Here is a 24386-nt window from a genome sequence, read left to right as displayed (position 1 = left end):
CCCGTGGACAGCAAGCTCCTGGCCCGGATCGGCGCGATCGTGTTCGTCGCCATCGCGATCACTATGACCGCGATCGAGATGAGCCGGCCGCCCGAACCCGCGCGCGAGGCGCCGGCGACCGTCGCCGAAACCCCGGCGACGGACCCGCTGCTGATCGAGCTGCGCCGGTGTCAATCGCTTGGACCGGCCGGCGCGAGCGATCCCGATTGCCTCCGCGCCTGGGCCGAGAACCGCCGCCGCTTCCTCGCGCCCGGCGCGCGTCCCGCCGCCCGCATCGCCGATGCGGCCACCCCGCAGGAGAATTGACATGGGCGGCACCGGCGTCGTCGATCGTTTCTTGGATGTCTTCACCCGCTACATCGACAGCGGGTTCGGCCTGCTCGGCGGGGAGGTGGCGTTCATCGCCACCACTCTGATCGTCATCGACGTGACGCTTGCGGCGCTGTTCTGGAGCTGGGGCGCCGATGACGACATTCTTGCCCGCCTCATCAAAAAGACACTGTTCGTCGGCGTCTTCGCCTACATCATCGGCAACTGGAACAGCCTCGCCCGCATCGTCTTCGAGAGCTTCTCCGGCCTCGGCCTGAAAGCCTCGGGCACCGGCTTCACCGCCGCCGAGCTGCTCCAGCCGGGCCGCGTAGCGCAGGTCGGGTTGGAAGCTGGCCAGCCGATCCTCGAATCCATTTCCGATCTGATGGGCTGGGTGTCGTTCTTCGAGAACTTCATCCAGATCGCTGTGCTGCTGTTCGCCTGGGCGCTGGTCATCCTCGCCTTCTTCATACTGGCGATCCAGCTTTTCATCACGCTGATCGAGTTCAAGCTGGCGACGCTCGCCGGGTTCGTGCTCATCCCGTTCGGCCTGTTCGGCAAGACCGCCTTCATGGCCGAGCGCGTGCTGGGGCTGGTGATCTCGTCCGGCGTCAAGGTGCTGGTGCTCGCCGTGATCGTCGGCATCGGCTCGACCCTGTTCGACGAGTTCCGCGCCGGCTTCGGTGGCGCGCAGCCGACGATCGAAGACGCGATGGCTGTCGCGCTCGCCTCGCTCTGCCTGCTCGGGCTTGGCATCTTCGGCCCGTCGATCGCCAACGGCATCGTCTCGGGCGGCCCTGCGCTCGGCGCGGGTGCCGCGGCCGGCACGGCGCTCGCCGCGGGCGGCGCGCTGGCCGGCGGTGCGGCCGCCGCCCGTCTTGGCGCCGGTGCGGTCGCTGGTGCGATCGGCGGCGCGGCGCGCGGCGCGGCCTTCACATCCGGGGCCGCCAGCAGCGCCTATGCGCTCGGCTCGGCCGGGAAGACCGGCGCGGCCGCCGTCGCGGGTGGGGCCGGCGGCGTCGGCAAGGCTGCCGTAGGCGCAGCCATGTCGCCGCTCCGCCGGGCGGCCGCCTCGCTCAAGGACAGCTATCGCTCGGGCGGCCGCGCCGCCGTGACCGCCACCGGCGGGACGATCTCCGGCGACCCGTCAACACCAACGCCGTCGCCGGACGGTCCGCCCGCCTGGGCGGCCGCGATGAAGCGCCGCCAGACCATGACTCACGGCGCGACCGTCGCCGCCCACACGCTGCGCTCCGGTGACGGTGGCGGCAGCGGCGCATCCGTCGATCTCAGCCAGAAGGATTAGCCGCCAATGTTCCGACGCCCCACCATCCGCTACGGGCAGACGCCCGAACCCACGACGCCCTACCAGCGCGCCGCCCAAGCCTGGGACGACCGCATCGGCTCTGCCCGCGTGCAGGCGAAGAACTGGCGGCTCGCCTTCTTTGGCTCGCTCGCTCTTTCGGGCGGCCTGGCCGGCGGGCTGATCTGGCAGTCCGCGCGCGGCCATATCGTGCCGTGGGTCGTGCAGGTCGATCGGCTCGGCGAAGCGCAGGCGGTCGCGCCGGCCGAGGCCGGCTACCGTCCGACCGATCCGCAGGTGGCGTTCCACCTAGCGCGGTTCATCGAGCAGGTGCGCAGCATCCCGGCCGATCCGGTCATCGTCCGCCAGAACTGGCTCCGCGCCTACGATTTCACGACCGACCGCGGCGCGCTGGCGCTCAACGATTACGCCCGCGCCAACGACCCGTTCGCCAATGTCGGCCGCGTGCAGGTCGCGGTGGACGTGTCCAGCGTGATCCGCGCGTCGCCCGACAGCTTCCGCGTCGCCTGGACCGAGCGCCGCTATCAGGACGGCAGCCTTGCCGCCACCGAACGCTGGTCGGCGATCCTCACCGTCGTCGTGCAGCCGCCGCGAACGCCCGACGCCCTGCGCAAGAACCCGCTCGGCATCTTCGTCAATGCCCTCAACTGGTCAAAGGAGCTGTCGCAATGACGCGCCCACCGTTTCCCCGCGTCGCATCGGCGGCGCTGATCGCCTCCGCAGCCGCGCTCGCCGGCTGCGCCACCACGTCCGCCCGGCCGCCCGCAATCGCCTACGACGATCCGCCACGCGAGATCGCAGCGACGCCCGCGCCCGAAGCGCCACGCGCGGTCGAGGTGGTAACGATCCCCGAGCCGCTGCCGCTGCCCGGCCAGTTGAAGCCGGTCGGCGAATCCGCATCGCCGCCCGAGCCTGCCGATCCGCGCCGCCGCGTCGGCGCCGCCAACGCCGCCGCCCGTGTGCAGCCGGTGCGCGACGGGTTCCTCAACGCCATCCAGCAATATCCGTGGACCGATGGTGCGCTCTATCAGGTCTATACCGCGCCCGGGCAGGTGACGGACATTGCCTTGCAGGAAGGCGAGCAGCTCGTCGGGCCGGGGCCGGTCGCGGCCGGGGATACTGTGCGCTGGATTATCGGCGACACGATCAGCGGCAGCGGCCCGACCGCGCGCGTTCATATCCTCGCGAAGCCCACGCGGCCCGACATCGCAACCAACCTCGTCATCAACACCGACCGCCGCACCTATCACCTCGAACTGCGCGCGACGCCTTCGACCTACATGGCGTCGGTGTCCTGGACCTACCCGCAGGATCAGCTCATCGCGCTGCGGAGCGCCAATGCGGCGGCAGCCACCGCTGCGCCGGTGGCGAGCGGCGTGGACGTGTCCGCGCTCAATTTCCGCTATCGGATCGACGGCGAGCGAGCGCCGTGGCGTCCGGTCCGCGCGTTCGACGATGGCCGACAGGTCTTCATCGAGTTTCCGGCCGGGATCTCGCAGGGCGAGATGCCGCCGCTGTTTGTAGCCGGTGCGGCCGGCGACGCCGAGCTGGTCAATTACCGCGTGCAGGGCCGCTACATGGTGGTCGATCGCCTGTTCGCCGCCGCAGAGCTGCGGCTGGGCGATCGGCGCAGTGAGCAGCGCGTCCGCATCGCGCGCAATGATGGACGGGAGCGGCGGCCGTGAACGATCGCACCGACATGCCTGCCGCTGATCCGGCTCCGTCGCCGGCTCCTGCCGATCCGAGGCCATTCCAGCTCAGGGGCGACCCGCCGCGCGTGATGCGGCTGTCGCGCAAGGCGCTGACCGTCATGGGCGTCGTCGCCGGGCTCGGCATCGGCGGCTCGCTGATCTACGCCCTCAAACCGGCCAGCGAGCGGCAGGCGGAAGAACTCTACAATACCGAGAGCCGCGCCACGGCCGAGACCATCACGTCGGGTCCGCGGGACTATGCGCAGGCGCCGCGTCTCGGCCCGCCGCTTCCGGGCGATCTCGGCCGGCCGATCGTGTCCGCCCAGCAGCGCGGCGAGAATGTGCCGGTGCTGCCGGTCGGCGCGCAGCCGGGTCAGCCTGACCCGCGCGCGCAAGCAGAGGAAGCTGCCCGGCAGCGCGCGCAGCAGGAGCGCGACTCCGCTCGCATGAGCAGCGTGTTCCTCGGCGGCAATGCGGGCAACAGCGGGACGGCGGGTCTCCCGTCGGTGGCCCTGCCGGGGCAGGCTGCGCCGCAGCCGGCGCAGCAGCAGGCGGCCGCCGCCGAGGGCGATCAGGCCGGGAAGCGGGCGTTCATGGCGCAGGCGTCGAACCAGCGCACGGTGAGCGTCGAGCGGCTAAGCGCGCCAGCATCGCCCAATATCGTGCAGGCCGGAAGCATTGTGCCCGCAGCCCTCATTACCGGCATCCGCTCCGATCTTCCCGGCCAGATCACCGCGCAGGTCACGCAGAACGTTTATGACAGCCCGACCGGCCGCATCCTGCTCATCCCGCAGGGCGCGCGGCTGATCGGCGAATATGACAGCGAGATCGCAGCCGGGCAGACGCGGGTGCTGTTAGCCTGGGACCGGCTCATCATGCCGGACGGCCGCTCGATCGTTCTCGAGCGCCAGCCCGGCGCCGATGGCGCGGGGTTCGCGGGCCTCCAGGATCAGGTCAATCAGCATTGGGGCAACCTGCTGAAGGCCGCTGCTATCTCGACGCTTCTCGGTGTGGGGTCCGAACTCACAACCAGCGGCGACGACTCTCTGAGCCGAGCGCTGCGCTGGGGCACGCAGGGGACCATCAATCAGACGGGCCAGCAGGTCGTGCGTCGGCAGCTTAACGTGCAGCCGACGCTCACCATCCGGCCTGGCCATCCGCTGCGCGTGATCGTCACCCGCGACCTCGTCCTCGAACCAATAGGTGAAACGCGATGACCAAGTTGAAGCTCGGAGCGATCGCTGATGACCGACCTGTCAAAGTGACTGTCGAGCTACCCGCCGTCGTTCACCGCGATCTTACTGCCTACGCCGCCGCACTCGCGGCAGAGACCGGCGCTCAGGCCGTGCCGCCCGAGAAGCTCATTGCGCCGATGCTCGCGCGGTTCATGGCGAGCGACCGGGGTTTTGCACGCGGACGGCACAACGCGAAAAACTGACCACCTTGTGCGCGCTCAGTTGCCGAGAAAGCGCCTCCGACGCTCCTCCGCATCCACCTTGATGATCGCCTCCTCGGCATTGGCGCATTCTCCGCCTCGCACAGTGCCGTCGCGGCAGCCGGCCACGACTTGGCGCGCCTCGTCTATATGCGACATGAAATACTGAGTACCGCGCGCCTGGCTGGACGCTGGAGCTACCGGCGACGTGAACGTGTCGACGTCCGCCTGTTGCATCGGCGCGATCACGGGCCGCAAGATAAAACCTCCCGCAAATCCGATGAGCAATGTAACCAGAACGATGACGATTGTCCTAACCGAAAACATGGTGGTCACTCCATAAACCTGCCTAGCCATTTTACTGAGATTCCTTGGTAAAATCAAAAGACAGAGCATACCGTGTCTTGATGAATTCAAGGAAACGCCGAAGCGCAGGATTGCAGTTGTCATCCCGCCAGTAGCCCGAATATCCGATCAACGCCGGGCCTTGTTCCCCATGGATCGGACGATACACAACATCGGGATAAACCGCGCCGGTGGCGCCCTCGCACACAATGGTGACGCCGCGGCCACCGCCCAAAACGCTCAGGATCGTTTCCCGGCTCGATTGGTGCATTCGAATGTCCGGCTTCGACGCTGACGCGGGCAACCTTCCGAGCAGTAGATCGCGAATTTCAGAGCCCGGATCGGCTGCGGGCAACAGGAAGCGTTCGTTGCGCAGGTCCGTCCAATGCACGATTTCGCATTCCGCCAGTGGATTTGCCGTCGGGAGCGCGACCAGGACTCGTTCGCTCCAAAACGGCTCGGATCGAAAACCCTCGTGGGCCAGTGCGCCCATCAGGATGGCTATATCGATCTCGCCGGTATCCAGTCCTGCGAGCAAAACGCTGCGGTCAGCCTCGACGCACTCGACTTCCACAGCGGGATGCGCCTGGCTCCAACTCATCATGGTCGCGCGCAGATGGCCTGCCGAAACCGAACTGTTATGCCCCAATCGAAGGCCTCCAGCACGGCCCTGACCGGCAGCGCGCATCATCGCGACGAGCTTGTCCGCATTGGTGACGATCGATCTCGATCCGCGCAGGAAGGCACTGCCCGCCAGCGTCGGGGTAACACCAGCGCGGGAGCGCTCGAATATCGGCATGCCGACGGCACGCTCCAGCTTCAGAATATTGCGACTGAGAGTGGACTGCTCAATGTCGAGGGCACGAGCAGCGCGGTAGAAGCTGCCGTGGTCTGCCGCCGCAATGGCGTAACGCAGTTGACGGATGTCGAAGGCCATCGGCTCGCGTCTCACATCCGCTAGCGCGCAGCGCTGCTCGGGGACGCGGGCGACCGAGCACGCCTCTGTTGGGGGTCGGCATAGGCCAACAGTCGCAGCGCGTTGAACACGACCAGCAGTGTCGAGCCTTCGTGGACTGCAACAGCAGGTCCGATGCCGAGCCCGAGGATCGTCGCCGGCACGAGAAGCGCGACCACGCCAAGGCTGACGAATACATTCTGCCGGATCACGGATCGCGTCCGGCGGCTCAGGCCGACCGCGAAAGGGAGATGGTCGAGATTATCGGCCATAAGGGCAACGTCGGCGGTTTCGAGCGCCACGTCCGATCCCGCCGCACCCATCGCAATGCCCACGGTCGCCGTCGCCATGGCGGGCGCGTCGTTCACACCGTCGCCTACCATCGCGACCTTAGCTTCGGCGCGGAGCTTCTTGATCGCGTCCACCTTGTTTTCGGGCAGGAGATCGCCCCAAGCCTCGTCAAGTCCCACGTCCCGAGCGATGGCTTCGGCAGCAAGCTGGTGATCCCCGGAGATCATGATCATCCGCCGGATGCCGATCGCGCGCAGCCGTTCGAGCGCCTCGCGTGCTTCCTCACGGGGCGTGTCGAGCAATCCGATCACGCCTAGATCCCGCTCGCCGCGACGGACGATCATGATTGTCTGGCCGGTCTCGCGCAGCAGCGGGAGCATGTCGTGCATCCCCTGCGAGAGCGGAGCGATGCCGTCGGCGCCAAACATCTCGGCCTTGCCGATGAGAACCTCGTCCTCACCGATGACGGCCGAGACGCCGCGGCCCGTAAGGCTCTTCAGACTCTCCGCCTGCGGAACCTGACGCTCGCCGATATGATCGCGCCCGTCGCGCGCGATGGCTTGCGCAAGCGGGTGATCGCTCAGCGATTCAACCGCCACGGCCACCGCCATCATATCCTCCCTGGATACGCCGGGCGCGGTGACGACCTGATGGATGCGCGGCTCGCCCTTGGTGAGCGTGCCGGTCTTGTCGAAGGCGATCGCGTCGAGCGAACCGAGCAGTTCGAGCGGCGCGCCGCCTTTGATCAGCACGCCGCCCCGAGCCGCTCGCGCGACTCCGGAGAGAACGGCGCTGGGCGTGGCGATGGCGAGCGCGCAGGGGCTTGCCGCAACCAGCACCGCCATTGCGCGATAGAAGCTGTCGCGGAACGGCTCATCGACCACGACCCAGGCGAACAGCAGGATGAAGGCCAGCGCCAGCACCGCAGGCACAAAGAAGCGCTCGAACCTGTCGGTGAACCGCTGCGTCGGAGACTTCTGCGTTTCGGCCTCGCTGACCAGCTTGACCACCTTGGCGAGCGTGCTTTCGGTGGACAGGCGCGTGACCTCGATCTCGGCGAGACCGCTGCCATTGATGGTGCCGGCGAACACCCTGCTTGCCGCGTCGATCCGGTCGGGATCGGCGCGGGCGGCCGCATCATCCAGCACGGGACGCTTGTCCACCGGCATACTCTCGCCCGTCACCGGCGCCTGGTTGATGGCGGTGATGCCTTTCACGACAAATCCATCCGCGGCCACACGCTCGTCGGGCTTCACGACGACGATTTCGCCGACCTTCAAATCCTCGACCGGAACATCGCTCGTGCCGCCGTCGGAGCGGCGCACGGTAGCGGTGCGCGGCGCCAGTTCGGCCAGCGCCTCGATCGCGCGCTTGGCGCGGCCCATGGCATAATGTTCGAGCGCATGGCCGAGGCTGAACAGGAACAGCAGCAGCGCGCCCTCGGCCCAGGCGCCGAGCGCCGCCGCGCCGGCGGCCGCCACCAGCATCAGCGTGTCGATCTCGAAGCGTTTCAGCCGGAGATTGTCGATCGCCTCGCGCAGCGTGTAGAAGCCGCCGAACAGATAGGTGGCCACGTAGAGCGTAAACGGCAGCCAGGCCGGCGCGCCCGCCACCAGCTTCTCGATTGCGAATCCGATCCCCAGGGTCGCGCCGCAGGCGAGCGCAAAGATCAGTTCGGTATTGGCCCCGAGCAGACCGCCATGCGCGTAATCGTGACCGTCGTCGGGGCCATGCTCCCGCTTCGGTTGCGCAGGGCCATCGACATGGCGGGCATGAGCATCTGCCGCCGCCGGCACAGGTCTGGGCGTTGCGCCGAGCTTCGTCAGTTCAGCGCTGATGTCGTCTCGGGAGAGCTGATCGCGATCATATTCGATGCGCACCATGCCGGCGGCCGAGGCGTCCGCTTCGATCACACCGGACAGGGCGCGAAGGCTTTCGGTGACCGTGCGCGCGCGGCGTGCGTGACCGATGCCATCGACCTCCCAAAGGATATGCCCGTAGCGGTCCGCGATTTCCGCTCCCGAGGCATGGGCGAGTTCGCGGATGCGTGCGAGCGTCACCACTTGCGGGTCGAAATGGACGCACAGCGTCGCAGGGCTGGCGGCGTCGGCCGCGACCACATGCGCCTGCTCGACACCGGGCCGGTCCTTAAGCGCCGCGACGAGCCTGCCGACGCAGGCATCGGCCGCATCGGTGACGTCGGGGAGAAGTATGGGGATTTCGAGGCGGAGCTTTTCGATCATGACGTGGTTCCTTCGCGAGGCGCGCTTCTGTGGTGAGGACCGTGCGGCTCGCTGTCAGGGCGGTGCGGTATTGGACCTGAGCCGCGTGCAGGTCAGGGGCGGCGCATCGGGGCGCAACAGCGTCATCCGATCACCGCCGGAGAGCGACACGTTGAGCTTGTCGCCCACGAAGGTGAGGCCGGTGGCCGGCGCGACCAGCCGCACCGAACGACCATCCGGCAGAATCGTGAGATCGAGGGTCAGGCCGTCGGCGAGGAAATCGGCGTCCACGCGCGATCCATCGGCGCAGGCATAGATATGTTCGCCAACGAGATTGGAGACGGAGCGACGGTCATGCCGCTCGCCCGCATCCTTGTCGTTGGAAGCGGGCGAGCAGCCGGACAGGCCGGGCGCAAGCGCGAGCCCAGCTAGCGCGAGGAGCACAGGACGACCGCGCGTCGGCGTCCTTGCTCTCCATCCTCGCCGGAATCGTTCGCCATGGGCGCTCAAGGGGGCGGCGCCCATGGCGCGGGCCGTTCTCACACCTTCACCCGAAGGGCCCGTGGTGCGGCGGCCAATCCACAGCATCTCAGTCGAACAGTTCGCTCAGGAAGCTCTTGCGGCGATGATGGCCGCGCTCGTAGCCGTGCTTCCTGTCATGATCGCCGCGCCCGCGATGCTCGTCGAACATGCCGAGCCGGCCGCCGCTCGACCGGCGGGCCGCTTCGTCGCCGGCGCTCCGCTCGATGATCTTGTCGAGTTCGCCGCGATCGAGCCAGACGCCGCGGCATTGCGGGCAGTAGTCGATCTCGATGCCCTGGCGCTCGCTCATGACGAGATCGACGCGACAGGCTGGACACAACAGACTCGTTGAAGTGCGGCCTTCTACCATGATGGCATCCTTTCTTCTTCGGCTTGGGGGGAGTGAATGGTGGGAGGCCTCATTCCTTTGCCTCCCTGTCCCGGCGCGCTTCCTCTCGCGCATCGCGCAGGATCTCGACGCCACCCTTGACGGCGATGGCCGCGGCAAGCAGCCCGACCAGCAGATCGGGCCAGTTGGAGCCGAGCCACCAGACCAGCAGGCCGGCGATCAGGATTCCGCCGTTCGAGATGAAATCGTTGAAGCTGAAGGTCGTCGCGGCGCGCAGGTTGACGTCGGGCTCGCGCAGCCGTTGCAAGAGCTTGAGGCAGATGAAGTTGACCACAGCCGCGACCGCAGACATCGCCATCATGGTGATGCCGATCGGCTCGCTGCCTTGCAGGTAACGTCGTCCGACATCGAGCATGATGCCGCCGGCGAAGATCAGGAGCATGACCCCCGACACGGCGGCCGCGCGGGTCTTCCATTTCGCGCCTCGGCTGAGCGCGATCAGGCTCAGTGCGTAGACCGCCGCGTCCGAGAGATTGTCGAGACCGTTGGCGAGCAGCGCGCTGGAATCGCCACTGATCCCAGCGATCAGGAAGGCCAAGGCGATCCCGACGTTGAGCATCAGCACGATCCAGAGCGTGCGGCGCTCGGCGGGCGCGCCCGCGGATGCAGGGTCAGTCATTGGCGGCCTTTCGGGTGAGCTGGGCCTTGCGGGCACGCCGGCGCTGGCGGTTGATGGTGAGGCTGCTGCCGCGCGCTTCCCTGGTGAGGTAGCGGAGCAGCGCCGCATCCTGCGCGCGCATCGATCTGCGCAGGCCTCGCCGCACGAGATAACCAAGCGGGCTCAGCGCGCCTTCCATCCTGACCGTATGGCGAACCTGCGTCTGCGGGCCGGCCTCTTCGAGCGCATATTCCTCGCTCAGCGTGAACAACCCGCCGAGGCCGATCCGCCAGGCGAACCGTTGTGCCCGTTCGTAGGCGACGATCGTGGCTTCGGTTCTTAGCGGCAGTTCTCCCTTGAGCATGCCGAAGGTCAGACCGACCTCGGCGTCAGGGGCAGCAACGCCGCGAAAGCGATAGCTTGGATGCCACAGTGCGAACGCAGCGAGATCGGCGATATGGGTCCACGCCCGGATCGGCGTGATGGTCAGGGCGAAGGAGGTGGTCTCCTTCATGGCCGGCGCGCCGCTTCGGTGGCCCAAGGGGCGGACGGCAAAGCCGTCTGCCACTCAGCCCGCACGCTAGGCGTGCTGGTGCGATGATCGTCGAGCCTCACAGCGGAGCCTCGACGGGATCGGAAGGCGGCGTGTCATGCCGCTCCTCCCGTGGCGGTACGTCCGTCTCCTTGCGCCCATAGCGGGCATAGAGCGTCGGCAGCACGAACAGTGTCAGCAGCGTCGCCGAGACGAGGCCCCCGATCACCACGGTCGCGAGCGGCTTCTGCACCTCCGCGCCCGATCCGGTGGCGATCGCCATCGGCACGAACCCGAGGCTCGCCACCAGCGCGGTCATGACGACCGGCCGCAGCCGCATCATCGCGCCCTCGCGCGCGGCCCGTGCCCGGTCCATGCCTCGCGCCATCAGGTCCTGGATCGAGGAGACCATGACCAGGCCGTTCAGCACCGCGATGCCGGACAGGGCGATGAACCCGACCGCCGCCGAGATCGAGAACGGCATCCCTCGCAGGAACAGCGCAAGCACGCCCCCGACCAGCGCCAGCGGCACGCCGGTGAACACGATCGCCGCGTCGCGCACGCTGCCCAATGCCCCGTACAGCAGCAGGATGATGAGCGCGAAGCAGGCCGGGACCACCAGCATCAGCCTTTGACTGGCCGACTGGAGGTTCTCGAACTGGCCGCCCCAATCGAGATATTGCCCTGCCGGCAACCGGACTTGGGCGTCGATCGCGGCCTGGGCGTCGGCGACGACGCCCGCCACGTCGCGCCCGCGCACGTTCGCCTGGACGACCACGCGGCGCTTGCCGTTCTCGCGGCTGATCTGGTTGGGACCGTCGGTGACGCCGATCTCGGCGACGCTTTGCAGCGGGACGAACCCACCGTTCGGCAAGGGCACCGGCACCTGGCCGAGCGTTTGCAGATCGGCGCGCGCCGCATCCGACAGGCGGATGGTCACGGCGAACCGCCGGTCCCCTTCGAAGATCATCCCGGCGTCGCGGCCGCCGATCGCCGCCGATATCGTGTCCTGCACGGTCTGTGCGGTGATGCCGAGCCTCGACATGATGTCGCGGCGCGGGCGGATGTCGAGCATCGGCAGGCCCTCGGTCTGCTCGACCCGGACATCGGTCGCGCCCCGCGTCTGGCGCAGGATCGCCGCGATGCGGTTGGCGGTCGCGGTCATCGCGTCGGTGTCGTCGCCGAACACCTTGATCGCGATGTCGCCCCGCACGCCCGCGATGAGCTCGTTGAACCGCATCTGGATCGGCTGGCTGATCTCGAACGCGCCGCCGGGCAGCCCTTCCAGCACCCGCTCGACCTTCGCCACCAACTCGGCCTTGGAGAGGTTCGGGTTGGGCCATTCATCGCGCGGCCTCATGATGATGAAGGTGTCGGAGATGTTGGGCGGCATCGGATCGGACGCGAGTTCCGCGGTGCCGGTCTTGGAGAAGACGAACCGCACCTCCGGCAGCCGCCCGATCTGCCGTTCGATGCGTGACTGCATCGCCTGGCTCTGATCGACCGAGGTGCCGGGGATACGCAGCACCTGGGCGGTGAGGTCGCCTTCGTCGAGCTGAGGCAGGAACTCCTGGCCGAGAAACGAGAAGGTGAGGATCGCGGCGAGGAATGCGCCGACCCCGACCCCCATGGTGAGGGTCGGCCGCTTCATCGCCCGATCAAGACCCGGCTCGTACCGGCGCTTGAGCCAGGACATGATGCGGCCTTCCTTCTCCTCGACCGGCTTTGAGAGCCAGATCGCGAGCATCGCCGGCACGAAGGTGAGCGAGAGCACGAAGGCGCAGACGAGCGCGATGATGACGGTGAGCGCCATCGGCGTGAACGTCTTGCCCTCGACGCCGGTGAGCGTCAGCAGCGGCACATAGACGAGGATGATGATCGCCTGCCCGAAGACGGAGGGGCGGATCATCTCGCGGGCGGCCGTGGCGACCACCGACAGCCGCTCGTCCAGGTCAAGCGTGCGGCCATGATGATGTTGCCGCTCGGCGATGCGCCGCAGCGCATTCTCGACGATGATGACCGCGCCGTCGACGATCAGGCCGAAGTCGAGCGCGCCGAGGCTCATGAGGTTGGCCGAGACGCCGCCGCGCAGCATGCCGAAGCTGGTCATCAGCATCGTGACCGGGATCACCAGCGCCGCGATCAGCGCCGCGCGGAAGTTGCCGAGCAGCAGGAACAGCACGACGATGACCAGCAGCGCGCCTTCGGTGAGGTTCTTCGCCACGGTTTTGATGGTGGAATTGACCAGCGCCGTGCGGTCGAGCACCGGCTGCACCACGACATCGGTCGGCAGCGACGCGTTGATCTCGGTGAGGCGCTCCGCGACCGCCGAGGCGACGGTGCGGCTGTTCTCGCCGATCCGCATGATCGCCGTGCCGACAACCACCTCCTCCCCATTCTCAGACGCCGAGCCGTAGCGGATCGCCTGTCCCAGGCGGACCTGTGCGACCTGATCGAGCCGGATCGGCACGCCTTCGCGCGTCGCGATCACGGTGCTCGCCAGCTCTCCGACATTGCGGATGCGTGCGTCCGAGCGGACTGCCAGACCTTCGCCGCCGCGGTTCACGACGCCGGCGCCCACGCCGACATTGTTCTCTTCGAGCGCGCGGGCGAGGTCGGACAGGTTCATGCCGATGGCGGCGAGGCGCTGCACGTCCGGCACGACCTGGAACTGCTTCACATAGCCGCCGATCGAGTCCACGCCGGCGAGGCCGGGCGTGTTCCTGAGCAGCGGAGCGACGATCCAGTCCTGCGCGGTGCGCAGATAGGTCGCCTTGTCGGCTTCGGTGACGAGCCGCTCGCCTTCGGGCGTGATGTAGCTGCCGTCGGGCTGGATGCCCGGCTCGCCGGGCCGGTGCCGGTCCTCCCGGCGATGTTCGAGATGGACCGTCCACATATAGACTTCGCCGAGGCCGGTCGCGATCGGCCCCATGGTCGGGACCGCACCCTCGGGCAGGCTTTCCTCGGCGACCCGCAGCCGCTCGGCAACCTGCTGGCGGGCGAAGTAGATGTCGGTCGAATCCGAGAAGACCGCCGTGACCTGCGCAAAGCCGTTGCGGCTCAGCGACCGCGTGTATTCAAGGCCGGGAACGCCCGCGAGCGCGTTCTCGATCGGGAAGGCGACCTGCTTCTCGACCAGCTCGGGCGAGAGCGCCGGCGCGGTGATGTTCACCTGCACCTGATTGTTGGTGATGTCGGGAACGGCGTCGATCGGCAGGCGACTGATGGCCCAGCCGCCGATCACCGCGGCGATGAGCGTCAGCAGCAGGATGAACCAGCGGCGCTCGACGGAGAATGTGACGATGCGGTCGATCATGGCGGTCAATGGCCTCCATGCTCGGCTTCGCCCTTGCCGAGTTCGGCCTTGAGGGTGAAGCTGTTGGCGCCGGCGAGCTGTTCGTCGCCGCGAAGGCCCGAGGTCACGGCCACATTGTCGCCGCTGGGCGCGCCGAGCGTGACCGGGGTTGCCCGGAAGCCGTGCTCGGTGCGCACGAACACCATCTGTCGGCCTTCGACGGTCTGCACCGCGCTTTGCGGGACCAGCACCGAACCGGCGCCGGCATCGCCGCCGGCCAGCCGGATCGACGCGGTCACCGGCTCGCCGACCCGCCATTGGCCCAAGCGGTTGTCGATCACCGCGATCACCGTCGCGAGCCGCGTCGCCTCGTCGAGGATCGGCGAGACAAAATCGACCCTCGCCACCGACCTGCGTTCCCCCGCGACGACCTCGATGTCCGATCCCGGCCGCACCCTGCCGGCATCAGCCGGCGAGAGGGCGAGCGTGACCGCCACGCGCGAAAGATCGGCGACCCGGAACAACTCCGCGTCGGCCGCGACCGTCTGGCCGAGCGTCACGCTGCGCGCGACCACCTGGCCGGACAGCGGCGATGCAATGCTGACGCGGTTGAGCGCGCCGCCTTGGCCACCGGCCGCGGCGACCTGCTGCTGCGCGAGGCGCAACGCGATCCGCGCCTCGGTCGCCGCCGTTCGTGCGGCGATCAGATCCTGCTCGGGCGAGACGCGCTCGTTGAACAGGCGCTGTTCGCGGCGAAGATTGGATTCAGCAAGTCCGAGCCTGGCGCGTGCTGCCTCGATCTCGGCGTTAAGCGACGCCGCCTCACGGCTTTCGATCACCGCGAGCGTTTGCCCCCGGCCGACCGATTGACCGAGATTGCGGGTGAGCGACACCACGCGCCCGCCGATCGCGGCCGACACCACCTGCATGCCTTGCGGATCGCCTTCGATCGTCGCCGGCAGCGTGAGCGCGCCACCACCGCTGCGCACCGCACGGACCAGCTCGATGCCTGCCGCGCGTATCTGCTGCGGCGTCAACTCGATCTCGCCTTCTTCTTCCGCGTGACCGCCTTCCTTGCCGGCTTGCGCGGTGTTCCCGGCATCGGCGTTCTCCGGCGCGGGGTCGCCGCCGGAGCATCCCGCGACAGCGAGGGCGGCGGCGAGGGTGAGCGGCAGGACCGCTGCAAAACGGGTCTTCATGGGTTTTCCCCCTGGGTAGTCGGCGCGCGTGCGGTCAGCCGCTCGAGCTGCGCCTGGGCGATGTGGTAGGAGAGCAGCGCGTCGATTGCGGCTGCGCGCGTCTCGGCAAGCGTGCGTTCGGCGTCGAGCAGGTCGAGCTGGCCGAACTTGCCTTCCCGGTAGCCGATGCGGGCGATGCGGGCGGCTTCCTCGGCCGCCGCCAGCGCAGGACCGCTCGCGGTCGCGGCGCTGGTCGCGGCATTGGCAGCGTCCGCTTGTGCGCGGGCGATGGCCTGATCGACGTCGAGCGCGGTGACCCGGCGTTGCGCCTCTGCCCGCTGCCGTTCGGCCGAAGCCTGTGACAGCGCCGCGCGCCCATTGTTGAACAGCGGGAGCGGGATCGACAGGCTGAAGATCGCCGCCGTGTCGTTCGTATCCTCGAACCGGCGTGCGCCGGCGCCGAGCGTCAGATCGGGCATGCGCTGCGAACGGGCGAGCCGGACCCCGGCGGTTGCGATGGCAAGGTCGGCTTCTGCCGCCGCCAGCGCCAATGTGCCGCTGCTCTCGATCGGGCGGAGCGGGCCGTAGCCGGCGGCCACTCCTGTGAACCAGCCGGCATCCAATTGGCCGGTGATCGGCTGTCCGACAATCCGCGACAGGCTGTAGCGCGCAACCTCGACGGCGCGCTCTTCGCGTACCAGCGCCGCCTCGGCGTTGACCCGGGCGACATCGGCGCGCTGGACCTCGATCGGAGAGGCCCGGCCCGCCTGAACGCGGACCTGCGCGGCGCGCAACGCTTCGCTGGCGATACGCACCTGATCGCGCGCGGTCACCAGCCGCCGCTCGGCGGCAGCCGCTTCGGCATAGGCACGAATGACGCTGAGCCTCAGATCGGCCTGCGTGATCGCCGCCTGGATGGCGGCGCGGTCGGTGCGCGCATCGGCGACCGCGATCCGCGCGGATCGCTTGCCGCCAAGCTCGATCGGCAGCGTCAGCGAGCTGGTCGTCTCCAGCCTGTCGATGCCGCGATAGGGACCGGAGCCGGCCACGTTCTCGGCTTCGACGGTGACGCTCGGATTAGGGCGCAAGGCCGCGACACGGCGTCCGGCTTCCGCCGCCCGCATATCGGCCGATGCCGCTTCGAGCGACGGCGACACCGCGCCGGCCAATTCCAGCGCCCGGTCTAGTGTGAAGGACTGGCCAGCTTCCGCGGGCGGCGGCTCTTGGGCCTGCGCGACGCTCGCGCAAGCCGTCGCGGCCAGCAAGGCCGCGAGCAATCGGTGCATGATTGAAAACTCCTGACGATTCCAGACGGCCCCGTTGACGGGGCTAGGGTGGAGTCGTCAGGCCCTGGGAGGGCGGAGCGCCGGGTCGGTGCCGGAAGACACGAGGCCCGTGGCCTTCGCGGCAGAAGGAAGCGACGCGTGCAGCGACCAGTTGGCGCTGAGCTGGCCGTTCACCGGCTCGGCAACCTGGTGATGCCCGTGGCATCCGCCGTGCTGGTGCGGCGTGGCCTTGTTATCGTCGGAAGGGACCTGCTCGCTGCCGCCGCTGTCATGGGCCGGGTCTGATGCAATGTCCGAGTCGACGCAGACAACAACAACTGGCTCCGCGGCATGCGCGATCGTGCCCGCCGTCACCGACAGCGCGACAAGGCACATCAAGATCGCAGCCAAAATACGAGCCATTCGCATCTCGTAGCACAGCAGCGCCGCCTTGAGAACCGTTGCATCGTCGGCCGTGATCGCGCACGGGTTGGGCTTGGTGTGTTCTGGCAGTTCCTTTGGAGTAGCGCTTGCGGCCATTCTCGGCAGTGCCGAGCGGCCGTGAGCACGTTTAGACGGTGCTAGGGTAGTATGACCGGCGACACATATTCGTTATGTTTATCCAGCGTGGGGCGCCATTTTCGATATTATGGCAGAGATTTTCGAAGCTTTTCGAGCTTTCGAGCAACGCCGATTCGGGCATCGATGCTCAACGCCTTCTCATAAGCGTCCACCGCCTCCTGGATCGCGCCTTCCTTTTCGTGCAGTTCGCCGAGGAGCCGCAAAGCATGCGCTTGCAGCGTGCGCTCAGAACCTTGCGCCGCGACATGCAAGCCGGCCAAAAGTGCCTCTCGCATCCCGCGATCCATTGGCTCTTCTGACGCGAGGACCATGCGAATGACATAAAGATCGCCAGCGCCGATGCGCTCGGTCTGCCAGCCCTTGCGGTCGAGCATAGCCCCGTCGAAGTCATAGCCGACACGGCCGCCGTTGTTTCGTAGCAAATAGACGTGGCGGCCGGTGGTATCGAACTCATAACCGTCCGCCCAACCCGTCTCGACCTCCCAGCGGGCGATTTCGTCGCCTAGTTCGAGATCGAAAAGAATGTAGCGGCAACTGTCGTCGCTCCCGGGGGCATTGGCGGTCTGGCAAATAGCGATGCGTCCATCGTCCGACAGGCCATTGCTTATCAGATTGGCGTTCAGTTCCTTTTCGACCAGCTTTGCGCCGTCGGCCCCGAAGGCTACGAACCGACCCTTGAGGCCATCGCCGAACAAGCGGTCGTGGATGATGAAGCTGCCATTGTTCGCGGTCTTTCCATCCGCGGGACGCTCGAGCCGTCCCGTTGCGACAGTTTCATCGCCGTGAAGCAGGGACCAGGAACCATGGCCTTCGTGGCGGTATCCGCCGACCGTACCTTCACGATTTCGATCCGCCCAAACCAGGTGAAAATCTCCATTGGGGGACGCGGCATGATGACCGAAAAACCCGATCGACTCGATCCGAACGAGGTCGTGCCCGAACTTTTGCATGCGAAGACCTGTTGTCTTTGGGCGCGTGGGCAGCTCGCTTTGGGTTTCCGTTCTAAACAGCCGCCGCAGAAATCTCTTCATCCCATACTCTCCGTCTCTCGGCGCGTTGCGACTTCCGAGACGTGCAGGGGAGGCCCGCTCGACGCAAGAGGGCTCAAGCTCGCTGCCCGCCTTCTTGCCGATTGACTTGTCGTCAGCGCTACGCCAGATTTCTCGTAGGCCTTCAACAGGGGCCTGCCGCCTGCATTTGCGAAGCCACAATGGCACTGTTTTGATCACTGACCCATCGCATTTCGTGGCTTTGGGGGCGGTAGCAGGCGACGCCGGTCCGAAGCCCACGGAGACCTGCGATGATGTTTCAATATTCCACCCTCGCCGGGCTGAAATCGCTCGCCAAGCAAATCCAAGCGGAGCAATCGGTCCCTCGGCACGATGCGCTCGACCTCGCGGCATGTGCCGGCGGGTTCCAAGGCTATGTCGATGCGAAGCGGAAACTTCCTAGCCGATCCATGCTCCACAATGTCACGGTTCGTCAGAACTGGTGGGGCTATGAAACAAGAGAAATGGGCACGGCGCAAATCGATCTCAAATTGCGTGTGCCACTGACCGAGCTGGTGCGGCGTCACCATCTGACGGGCTATCTGGGCGCCTGCAAGGTCGAAGACTCGGTCTTTCTCGAACGGACGGGCCAGCAGCGCCACGCCAATGAAACCCAATGGTATATCGGCCGGATTGCCCGTGCGCTGCAGTTCATGGCCGCGACCGGTCTCAAACCCTCAAGCGCCCGCAGATGCTATCCGACGCAAGAGTATGACAGTCGTCCGCCCGTCGCGGATCATGATCATTGCTGGTTCGATCCCGACGCGCGAGTCCATATATTGTCAACGGAACCCTATCCCGGGCGGTCCGAACGAGGTGAACCCGGACAGATCGAATGGGAACGGCGGCATGGTTGGAGCACCATGTACGTCGACTGGGGCAGCATTTATGGAAACGGCACGGAGTTCATCCTTTGCTGCCCCGCAGCCTACGCCGCAGTGCTTTCGGCCAAGGTGAAGATTCTCGAATGCTCGCCGCCGGCCGTCGAGGATGAAGCGGTCGTGATCGAGACATTTGATCCCGCCGCGCGCAAGGTCGTCATCTTCGATTAGGCTTACCGGAAAGGAGCGGGGCTGTAGGCGCGCTCTTTCCCGCCGGCTTGGCGGCCGGCTCCTGAGGGCGCGGCACCTGATGTATCGGGCCCCGCCGCACTCTGAACCGGTGGCATTTCGAAATTGCGGGCGTTGAAAGCCGACATGCCCCGGCTTTCCGCCCGCACTCAATCGGACGAAATGGCCGCCTTGTTGCAGGGTGCGTTTCATTGGCCTGGCGCTCGCTGGACGCTCGCGGTTCGTCAGCCACGGTTCGGTGTCGATGTTGCGCGCGGAAAAATGCATCCAGATTTGGGGCCAGTTTCCGTTGCGACAATTCCGGTTTCGGTCAGAACATCTTTGCGCCTTCACAATACGGGCGTGTGACCGGGTTCCGTCACGCATGTCCAGGCGAAAGCTAAAGGTGACGGTATGCGCTCCCGACGCGCGTTTCCTTTGCGCGGTCACTCCTTTTCGAACTGGGAACCAGGTCGATTATAAACAGATAATAAAATGGAAGCTGACTTCATCGAGCCATAACTTCCCTCTTGCGACTCATTCGGTCGCGATTTTGGGAAGGAAGAAAGTGATGAAGAATCTGCAGAACAGCGACGAGCTGATCGAACTCGGCGCGATCAGCGTCGAAACCCGCGGCATCGAACCCGTGGGTCCGCGGGACGAGGACACGAACCAGCACTATCTGTTCGTCGGCGGCATCACGACCGACGACTGACAGCAAGCGGCGTGCCGCTTCCAGGCGGCACGCCGTATGCGCGTCAATCGACCTGGGCATCTCAAATGGCTCTCGCGCTTCGTTCCGGCCTCCATTGTTGTCGATTCGACGCGGAGTATGTCTTCTTCGACCTCGCCGCGGATCGCTATTTCCTGCTCTCGGGCGTCGCCGCTAACCGTTTCGGCAACTTTGTGTCGGGAAGGGCGAGCGCAGCTGATCGTGAGCACCTGCTCGCCAGCGATATTCTTGCCGAGGTTTCCGGGAGGGCGATGCGAGAAGGCCGCGATCTTCCAACCGTAACGACGAGCCTGATCGATGCACCGATCGCCGACGCGCCGCTCGGTACGACAGTTGCCAGCCTCTGGGCGCAAAGGCGCGTTCGCCGGGATTTGCGCCTCCGCAGCCTTGCGGACATCGTCGGCACATTTTGCGACGAGCGATTCAGCACATCTTCGGGGAATGATAAGGTCTGCGGAGAGATCGCGGCGGCCTTTCTGCGAGCTCGCCGCTACGCACCGGCAATCGACCAGTGCCTCACCCGCGGCATCGCCATGAAGCGAATGCTGATGCGGCGCGGCTGTGCGGTTTCACTCGTGTTTGGTGTGACCATGCCGTTCGCAGCGCATTGCTGGGTGCAGGCTGGCGAAACAGTGCTTACCGACCCGCTCGATATCGTTCTTCATTATCAGCCGATATTCGCCGTCTAATGGCCGGCGGCTTCCAAATTGAAATAGCGCTGCAGCCTGAACGCGAGCTTTTGGCTCGAAGCAGGGCGACGCGACCCCCAACCTTTGCATTTGCTGGCGTCCGCCTTTGGTCTGACGAGCCAATAATCCAGATCGATCCGCAAACCATCATCATCGGTCATCTATTTTCGCGAGGTCCGCCAAGCAGGCGGATTGTCAGCCTTAGTCCCGGCGACGGCCGGCGGCTAGCGGCCGACAAGGCGCGGCTGCTGCTTACTGCCTACTGGGGCGGTTATGTGATGGTTCGCATCGATGAGGCGGGCACTGTGAACGTCCTGCGAGATCCGTCCGGCGCGCTTCCATGCTATTTCCTGCGTGAGACGGATCGTGTCATTCTTGCGGGTGACATCGCCGACCTCGCGTCGCCCGCGTCCGGCCAGGTTGATTTCGAAGAGATCGCACGCGTCATTGCCAGCGGCGATGCGCGGGGGCGAAGAACCTGCCTCAAGGGCATCGACGAACTCATCGCCGGGGAATGCCTCGTCATTGATCGGAGCCATGTATCGATCAAACCTTGGTGGTCGCCATGGGATCATATTGATCCGCCGCCCGAGATGAATTTTCCCGAAGCGGCGGTTCGGCTTCGCGAGACTATAACGGACTGCGTAGGAACCTGGGCAAGCTGCTTTTCGTCAATCCTGCTCGGATCATCGGGTGGCCTAGACTCGTCGATCGTCGCTGCGACCGCCGCGCCGACGGCGAGCCGCCTTACTTGCCTGACACTATTCGGACCTGATTTCGACGGCGACGAACGTCGCTACGCCGCCGCGCTCGCTGACTTCTTGGGGCTCGATCTTCGCGAAGCGTCGCGCGAGATCGAGGACGTCGATATCACCCGCACCGCCAGACCGCATCATCCTTGGCCGGTCGTCCCGCTGGGCGCGCAAACGAACGACGCGATTCATCGTCGGTTGCAACAGGAGCTTTCGATTGACGCGCATTTTTCCGGAAATGGCGGCGACGGCATCCTGTGCAGCATCCGCAGCGCGGTGCCTTTTCTCGATCGGTTTCTAGCGGAGGGGCCGAGTTCGGCGCTGTCTGATACGCTTCGCGATATCTGCGTCCTGACTGGCGCCGACAAGATTACGGTCCTGCGCCATGCGTGGCGCCGGTATCGCCGCGATGGAGGCCGGCACGGGGTGCAATATAGTGCCTCCGGCCTCTGCGCAGATGTCGTCGCGCGGATCGAGACAAACGGTGCCATGCATCCCTGGCTCGCGGCGCCGGACGACGTCTTGCCGGGAAAAACGGTTCACACTGCTTATCTGATGCGCACGCAGCAAGGCGTGGAACTCTATCCCCGCGCCGTTTCGCCCCCGCATATCGCGCCGCTGCTATCGCAGCCCATCGTCGAGCTTTGCCTTTCCATTCCGACCTGGATGTGGATATCGGGTGGCCTCAACCGCGCGGTCGCCCGGAAAGCCTTCGAGGGATGGCTTCCCGAAATCATAACGCGACGGACCCAGAAGGGCGGTCCCGGGGGCTTCGACCTTGCAATTTATCGTCGGCACCGAAGCGCACTCCACGAGCATCTGCGTGGCGGTCTCCTCGCTGACGCTGGGGTTCTCGATATGACGCTACTCGACGCACCCGAGGACCCCAGCTGGCGCGGCATCGAACGCATTCAGCATATTCTGGCACTAGGTGCTGCCGAGAGTTGGGCGCGTTGGTGGAGCACTTCTAAGATTTAGGTGGCGGGCGGCAGGTGCGAAGGGCCTCCTTCGCCATTCGGTCCCATTCGGCCAGTCGCTCCGGAAAAGGGACGTCGCTGTCGCGGGTGCCGAGCAGCCAATAGTCGAACCAGACCATATTCTCGCGCATCGCCAGAAGTCGGTTCGACGGTATATGAAACAGATGCGTCTCGTCCGAGGCCGCGCTCGCTCCGGGATAGTAGCTGATCTGCGTCGGCACACGCTCGCGGCGCAACGCTTCGAATAGTTGGGCCTGCGATGGGGATGCCGAGGCCACTTGTTGCAACACGGGCGTGCAGATCTTGGCGGCATTCAATGATGGCGCAAAGCGGCGATATTGAACGATATGGTCACTGAGCGGCGGGCCGCCATACACAGGGTTATAGCTGTCCCCCGACGACGCGTAACCCGCTGGCTCCAGGAAGCCGCCGTCGCCGCTCGACGCCGCCCGAAACATCGTCGACTGAGTGACGGCGACATTGACCATCTGCGATCCGCGGCTGTAGCCCGCGATGCCGACCCGGTCCGGATCGACAAGCCCTTCGACGGCCAACTCGGTCACCGCATCCTCGAAACTGTGAACGCCGTTGATCCAGATGAGGCGCTGCAATGTTTCGGGTTCAGGCGGCCCACTCCCGCGGATCCAGGCTTTATAGGCCGCCAGCAACGCTTCGGCCTGCTGCGGCTTGGGGTCGTTGATGAGCAGGACGACATAGCCGCGCTCCGCGAACAGCTGAACCGGATAATTCCACTGATTTCCGTGGTTGAAGAAGCGGTCATCGGCGTCGCTGCCATGCGTCACGATGATCGCCGGGTAGCGCTGCCCCTCGCGATACGCGCGCGGGAGGATGACATAGCCCGTCGCCTTGTAGCCATGCCGGTTGACCCAAGTGCGTGGCTGCACGGACAGCGGCGCGATCTCGTCATGCCGTGGCGATATCGACGCGACGGGTGCGATCTTTCCATTGGCGAGATTGACCCGGACGAGCGCAGGCGGTCGCGTCATGCTTTCCTGGACGCAAAGCGCCAGCGTCAAATCATCGTCGAACCCGCATCGCGTCAGGCTCCCTTGACCCGTAATCTCCCGAACACCTTGCTTGTCGAGCATCGCAAGGCCGTATCGCGGATTGCCGAAGCTTCGCGTCCCGAGGACGACATGTTGCTCATCCCGGCTGATCTTGATGCCGGCGGACCGGAGATCGCCGATCGTGAAGCCAACCCGGCCGTAGCTATGGCGTTTTCCGCCGGGGCGCGTTTCGGTCAGTTCGGGCTGGTCTCCGATTCCCGATGTGACAAGTTCGCCGCCACGCGGGCCTTTGAGAAGCCAGAGGGTTTGCAGATCCCGTTCGTTCGCGAGGATGCGCATCTTTCCGGTACGACGATCCCATGCGCGGACTTCGAATTCGCCCCCGCCGGTGCCACCAGGCTTCTCGACCCGAAACTGAATCTCGTCGCCGCGCCAGAGGATATTGGCGCCAGCGTACATTGCCATGCGGTCGCTTGAGGGCCGCGTCATGACCTTGACGCTTTGCCCATCCGGGCCGCGCAAATAGAATTCGACTTCGGCCTCGGTCGTCGATCGCCGCCGATTGCTCATCGCGCTGACTTCTTCATCGAACCGGACGCGCGGCGATGTCGGTCTGGCCTTGAGGAATGAATACCAGAGCCATTGCCCATCAGGCGACCAGGCATAGGCCAATACGCCCACATGATGTGGAACGGCCCCACCGCCCACGGGCAGCGACAGGTCCGCGCGGCCGACTGCTACGGTCGCCGGATTGACGATCAGGGGTGCGATCGATCCCGCGTTGTCGATCCGGTACAGTTGCAGCCCTCCGCCGATGTCGAGAAGACCGCTCCAATCGTTCGTTCCCGGAATGCGTTGGAATAATTTCGCGATGTTTGCGTGTCGCAGGTCACGCTGCGCTCCGCTGGCAATATCGACAAGCCGGATCACGGCCTGCGGTCTTCCAGCCTTCTCATCTGCAATTTCCGCAGCATAAATCGCGAGGCGCCCGTCGCGCGAAAGCGCGATCTCGTTCACTTCCGGAACTAGGAGAATATCCTCGAGTGTCCATGGACGCCCGATGCTCTCCCCTGCCGCTACAGCAGGGGAGAGCGCTGCGGCGGCAAGGGTCGTCGCAACGGACAAACCGGTTTTGAAGGCATACATCATGCCGCCC

At 66.0% G+C, this 24386-nt stretch carries 25 protein-coding genes; 10 read left to right on the top strand and 15 right to left on the bottom strand.

Annotation, left to right across the window (positions count from 1 at the left end):
- The first annotated feature begins 3 nt into the window (after positions 1 to 3).
- The 6 genes from trbK-alt to LH20_RS20205 are packed head-to-tail and all read left to right on the top strand — an operon-like array spanning position 4 to position 4762.
- Positions 4 to 306, top strand: a complete 303-nt coding sequence (gene trbK-alt, locus LH20_RS20230; protein WP_053555774.1) for a putative entry exclusion protein TrbK-alt — start codon at positions 4 to 6, stop codon at positions 304 to 306.
- A gap of 1 nt (position 307) precedes the next feature.
- On the top strand, positions 308 to 1615 hold the full coding sequence (gene trbL / locus LH20_RS20225; RefSeq protein ID WP_053555773.1) for a P-type conjugative transfer protein TrbL: 1308 nt from the start codon (positions 308 to 310) through the stop codon (positions 1613 to 1615).
- A gap of 6 nt (positions 1616 to 1621) precedes the next feature.
- The gene (gene trbF, locus LH20_RS20220; RefSeq protein ID WP_053555772.1) at positions 1622 to 2305 is read left to right on the top strand and encodes a conjugal transfer protein TrbF; all 684 of its coding nucleotides are present in this window, start codon (positions 1622 to 1624) and stop codon (positions 2303 to 2305) included.
- Positions 2302 to 3318 (top strand): P-type conjugative transfer protein TrbG, encoded by a 1017-nt coding sequence (gene trbG / locus LH20_RS20215; protein WP_053555771.1) that lies wholly within the window; start codon positions 2302 to 2304, stop codon positions 3316 to 3318. Before trbF ends, trbG begins: the two co-directional genes overlap by 4 nt.
- A gap of 14 nt (positions 3319 to 3332) precedes the next feature.
- The gene (locus LH20_RS20210; protein WP_053556406.1) at positions 3333 to 4541 is read left to right on the top strand and encodes a TrbI/VirB10 family protein; all 1209 of its coding nucleotides are present in this window, start codon (positions 3333 to 3335) and stop codon (positions 4539 to 4541) included.
- Positions 4538 to 4762, top strand: coding sequence for a DUF2274 domain-containing protein (locus tag LH20_RS20205; protein ID WP_053555770.1), 225 nt, complete (start codon positions 4538 to 4540; stop codon positions 4760 to 4762). The genes LH20_RS20210 and LH20_RS20205 overlap by 4 nt, the downstream gene beginning before the upstream one ends.
- Positions 4763 to 4777: 15 nt before the next feature.
- Here LH20_RS20205 and LH20_RS20200 read toward each other — a convergent pair whose 3' ends face one another.
- From LH20_RS20200 to LH20_RS20145, 12 genes are all read right to left on the bottom strand, one after another.
- On the bottom strand, positions 4778 to 5086 hold the full coding sequence (locus LH20_RS20200; protein ID WP_053556405.1) for a hypothetical protein: 309 nt from the start codon (positions 5084 to 5086) through the stop codon (positions 4778 to 4780).
- A gap of 31 nt (positions 5087 to 5117) precedes the next feature.
- Positions 5118 to 6041 (bottom strand): LysR family transcriptional regulator, encoded by a 924-nt coding sequence (locus LH20_RS20195; RefSeq protein WP_083455517.1) that lies wholly within the window; start codon positions 6039 to 6041, stop codon positions 5118 to 5120.
- A gap of 20 nt (positions 6042 to 6061) precedes the next feature.
- Positions 6062 to 8593, bottom strand: coding sequence for a heavy metal translocating P-type ATPase (locus LH20_RS20190; RefSeq protein WP_053555769.1), 2532 nt, complete (start codon positions 8591 to 8593; stop codon positions 6062 to 6064).
- 54 nt (positions 8594 to 8647) lie between these two features.
- A complete protein-coding gene (locus tag LH20_RS20185; RefSeq protein WP_235527046.1) occupies positions 8648 to 9016 on the bottom strand; it encodes a hypothetical protein in 369 nt (122 codons plus the stop codon).
- A gap of 145 nt (positions 9017 to 9161) precedes the next feature.
- Positions 9162 to 9404 (bottom strand): TFIIB-type zinc ribbon-containing protein, encoded by a 243-nt coding sequence (locus LH20_RS20180; RefSeq protein WP_053555768.1) that lies wholly within the window; start codon positions 9402 to 9404, stop codon positions 9162 to 9164.
- A gap of 109 nt (positions 9405 to 9513) precedes the next feature.
- On the bottom strand, positions 9514 to 10122 hold the full coding sequence (locus LH20_RS20175; RefSeq protein WP_053555767.1) for a cation transporter: 609 nt from the start codon (positions 10120 to 10122) through the stop codon (positions 9514 to 9516).
- Positions 10115 to 10615, bottom strand: a complete 501-nt coding sequence (locus LH20_RS20170; protein ID WP_053555766.1) for an SRPBCC family protein — start codon at positions 10613 to 10615, stop codon at positions 10115 to 10117. The genes LH20_RS20175 and LH20_RS20170 overlap by 8 nt, the downstream gene beginning before the upstream one ends.
- Positions 10616 to 10712: 97 nt before the next feature.
- Positions 10713 to 13949, bottom strand: coding sequence for an efflux RND transporter permease subunit (locus LH20_RS20165; RefSeq protein WP_053555765.1), 3237 nt, complete (start codon positions 13947 to 13949; stop codon positions 10713 to 10715).
- 5 nt (positions 13950 to 13954) lie between these two features.
- The gene (locus LH20_RS20160; RefSeq protein WP_053555764.1) at positions 13955 to 15127 is read right to left on the bottom strand and encodes an efflux RND transporter periplasmic adaptor subunit; all 1173 of its coding nucleotides are present in this window, start codon (positions 15125 to 15127) and stop codon (positions 13955 to 13957) included.
- Positions 15124 to 16392: a TolC family protein gene (locus tag LH20_RS20155; protein ID WP_053555763.1), complete on the bottom strand. Its 1269-nt coding sequence runs from the start codon at positions 16390 to 16392 to the stop codon at positions 15124 to 15126. The genes LH20_RS20160 and LH20_RS20155 overlap by 4 nt, the downstream gene beginning before the upstream one ends.
- Before the next feature lie 57 nt (positions 16393 to 16449).
- Positions 16450 to 16911: a hypothetical protein gene (locus LH20_RS20150; protein WP_053555762.1), complete on the bottom strand. Its 462-nt coding sequence runs from the start codon at positions 16909 to 16911 to the stop codon at positions 16450 to 16452.
- Between the two features lie 107 nt (positions 16912 to 17018).
- Positions 17019 to 17903 (bottom strand): tetratricopeptide repeat protein, encoded by an 885-nt coding sequence (locus LH20_RS20145; RefSeq protein WP_053555761.1) that lies wholly within the window; start codon positions 17901 to 17903, stop codon positions 17019 to 17021.
- 350 nt (positions 17904 to 18253) lie between these two features.
- On the opposite strand from LH20_RS20145, the gene LH20_RS20140 reads away from it, so the two are divergent.
- The 3 genes from LH20_RS20140 to LH20_RS20135 all read left to right on the top strand — a co-directional run bounded on the left by LH20_RS20140 (position 18254) and on the right by LH20_RS20135 (position 20473).
- Positions 18254 to 19054 carry a hypothetical protein gene (locus LH20_RS20140; protein ID WP_053555760.1) on the top strand — a complete coding sequence of 267 codons (801 nt, stop codon included), beginning with the start codon at positions 18254 to 18256 and terminating at the stop codon, positions 19052 to 19054.
- 568 nt (positions 19055 to 19622) lie between these two features.
- Complete coding sequence (locus tag LH20_RS23405) at positions 19623 to 19766, top strand: benenodin family lasso peptide (protein ID WP_137893519.1); 144 nt, start codon at positions 19623 to 19625, stop codon at positions 19764 to 19766.
- A 65-nt stretch (positions 19767 to 19831) separates the two neighbouring features.
- Entirely contained in the window at positions 19832 to 20473 is a 642-nt protein-coding gene (locus tag LH20_RS20135; RefSeq protein WP_053555759.1) for a lasso peptide biosynthesis B2 protein, read from the top strand.
- Here LH20_RS20135 and LH20_RS23630 read toward each other — a convergent pair.
- Together LH20_RS23630 and LH20_RS23625 are read right to left on the bottom strand one after the other, a co-directional pair.
- Positions 20470 to 20634 carry a hypothetical protein gene (locus LH20_RS23630; protein WP_158501179.1) on the bottom strand — a complete coding sequence of 55 codons (165 nt, stop codon included), beginning with the start codon at positions 20632 to 20634 and terminating at the stop codon, positions 20470 to 20472. The two genes, LH20_RS20135 and LH20_RS23630, sit on opposite strands and share 4 nt — an antisense overlap.
- A 63-nt stretch (positions 20635 to 20697) precedes the next feature.
- The gene (locus tag LH20_RS23625; protein ID WP_158501178.1) at positions 20698 to 21012 is read right to left on the bottom strand and encodes a hypothetical protein; all 315 of its coding nucleotides are present in this window, start codon (positions 21010 to 21012) and stop codon (positions 20698 to 20700) included.
- Positions 21013 to 21066: 54 nt separating this feature from the next.
- Here LH20_RS23625 and LH20_RS20130 point away from each other — a divergent pair, with 54 nt between their 5' ends.
- Positions 21067 to 22203, top strand: coding sequence for an asparagine synthase-related protein (locus LH20_RS20130; RefSeq protein ID WP_158501177.1), 1137 nt, complete (start codon positions 21067 to 21069; stop codon positions 22201 to 22203).
- Here the strand turns inward: LH20_RS20130 and LH20_RS20125 are convergent.
- On the bottom strand, positions 22193 to 24379 hold the full coding sequence (locus LH20_RS20125; protein WP_053555757.1) for a prolyl oligopeptidase family serine peptidase: 2187 nt from the start codon (positions 24377 to 24379) through the stop codon (positions 22193 to 22195). The two genes, LH20_RS20130 and LH20_RS20125, sit on opposite strands and share 11 nt — an antisense overlap.
- Between the last annotated feature and the right edge of the window lie 7 nt (positions 24380 to 24386).

Origin of the sequence: Sphingopyxis sp. 113P3, from assembly GCF_001278035.1 — a bacterium.
In the GTDB taxonomy this organism is placed as follows: domain Bacteria; phylum Pseudomonadota; class Alphaproteobacteria; order Sphingomonadales; family Sphingomonadaceae; genus Sphingopyxis.
Note: the sequence above shows the minus strand (reverse complement) of the source record. Positions and strands in the feature narration are given on the sequence as shown.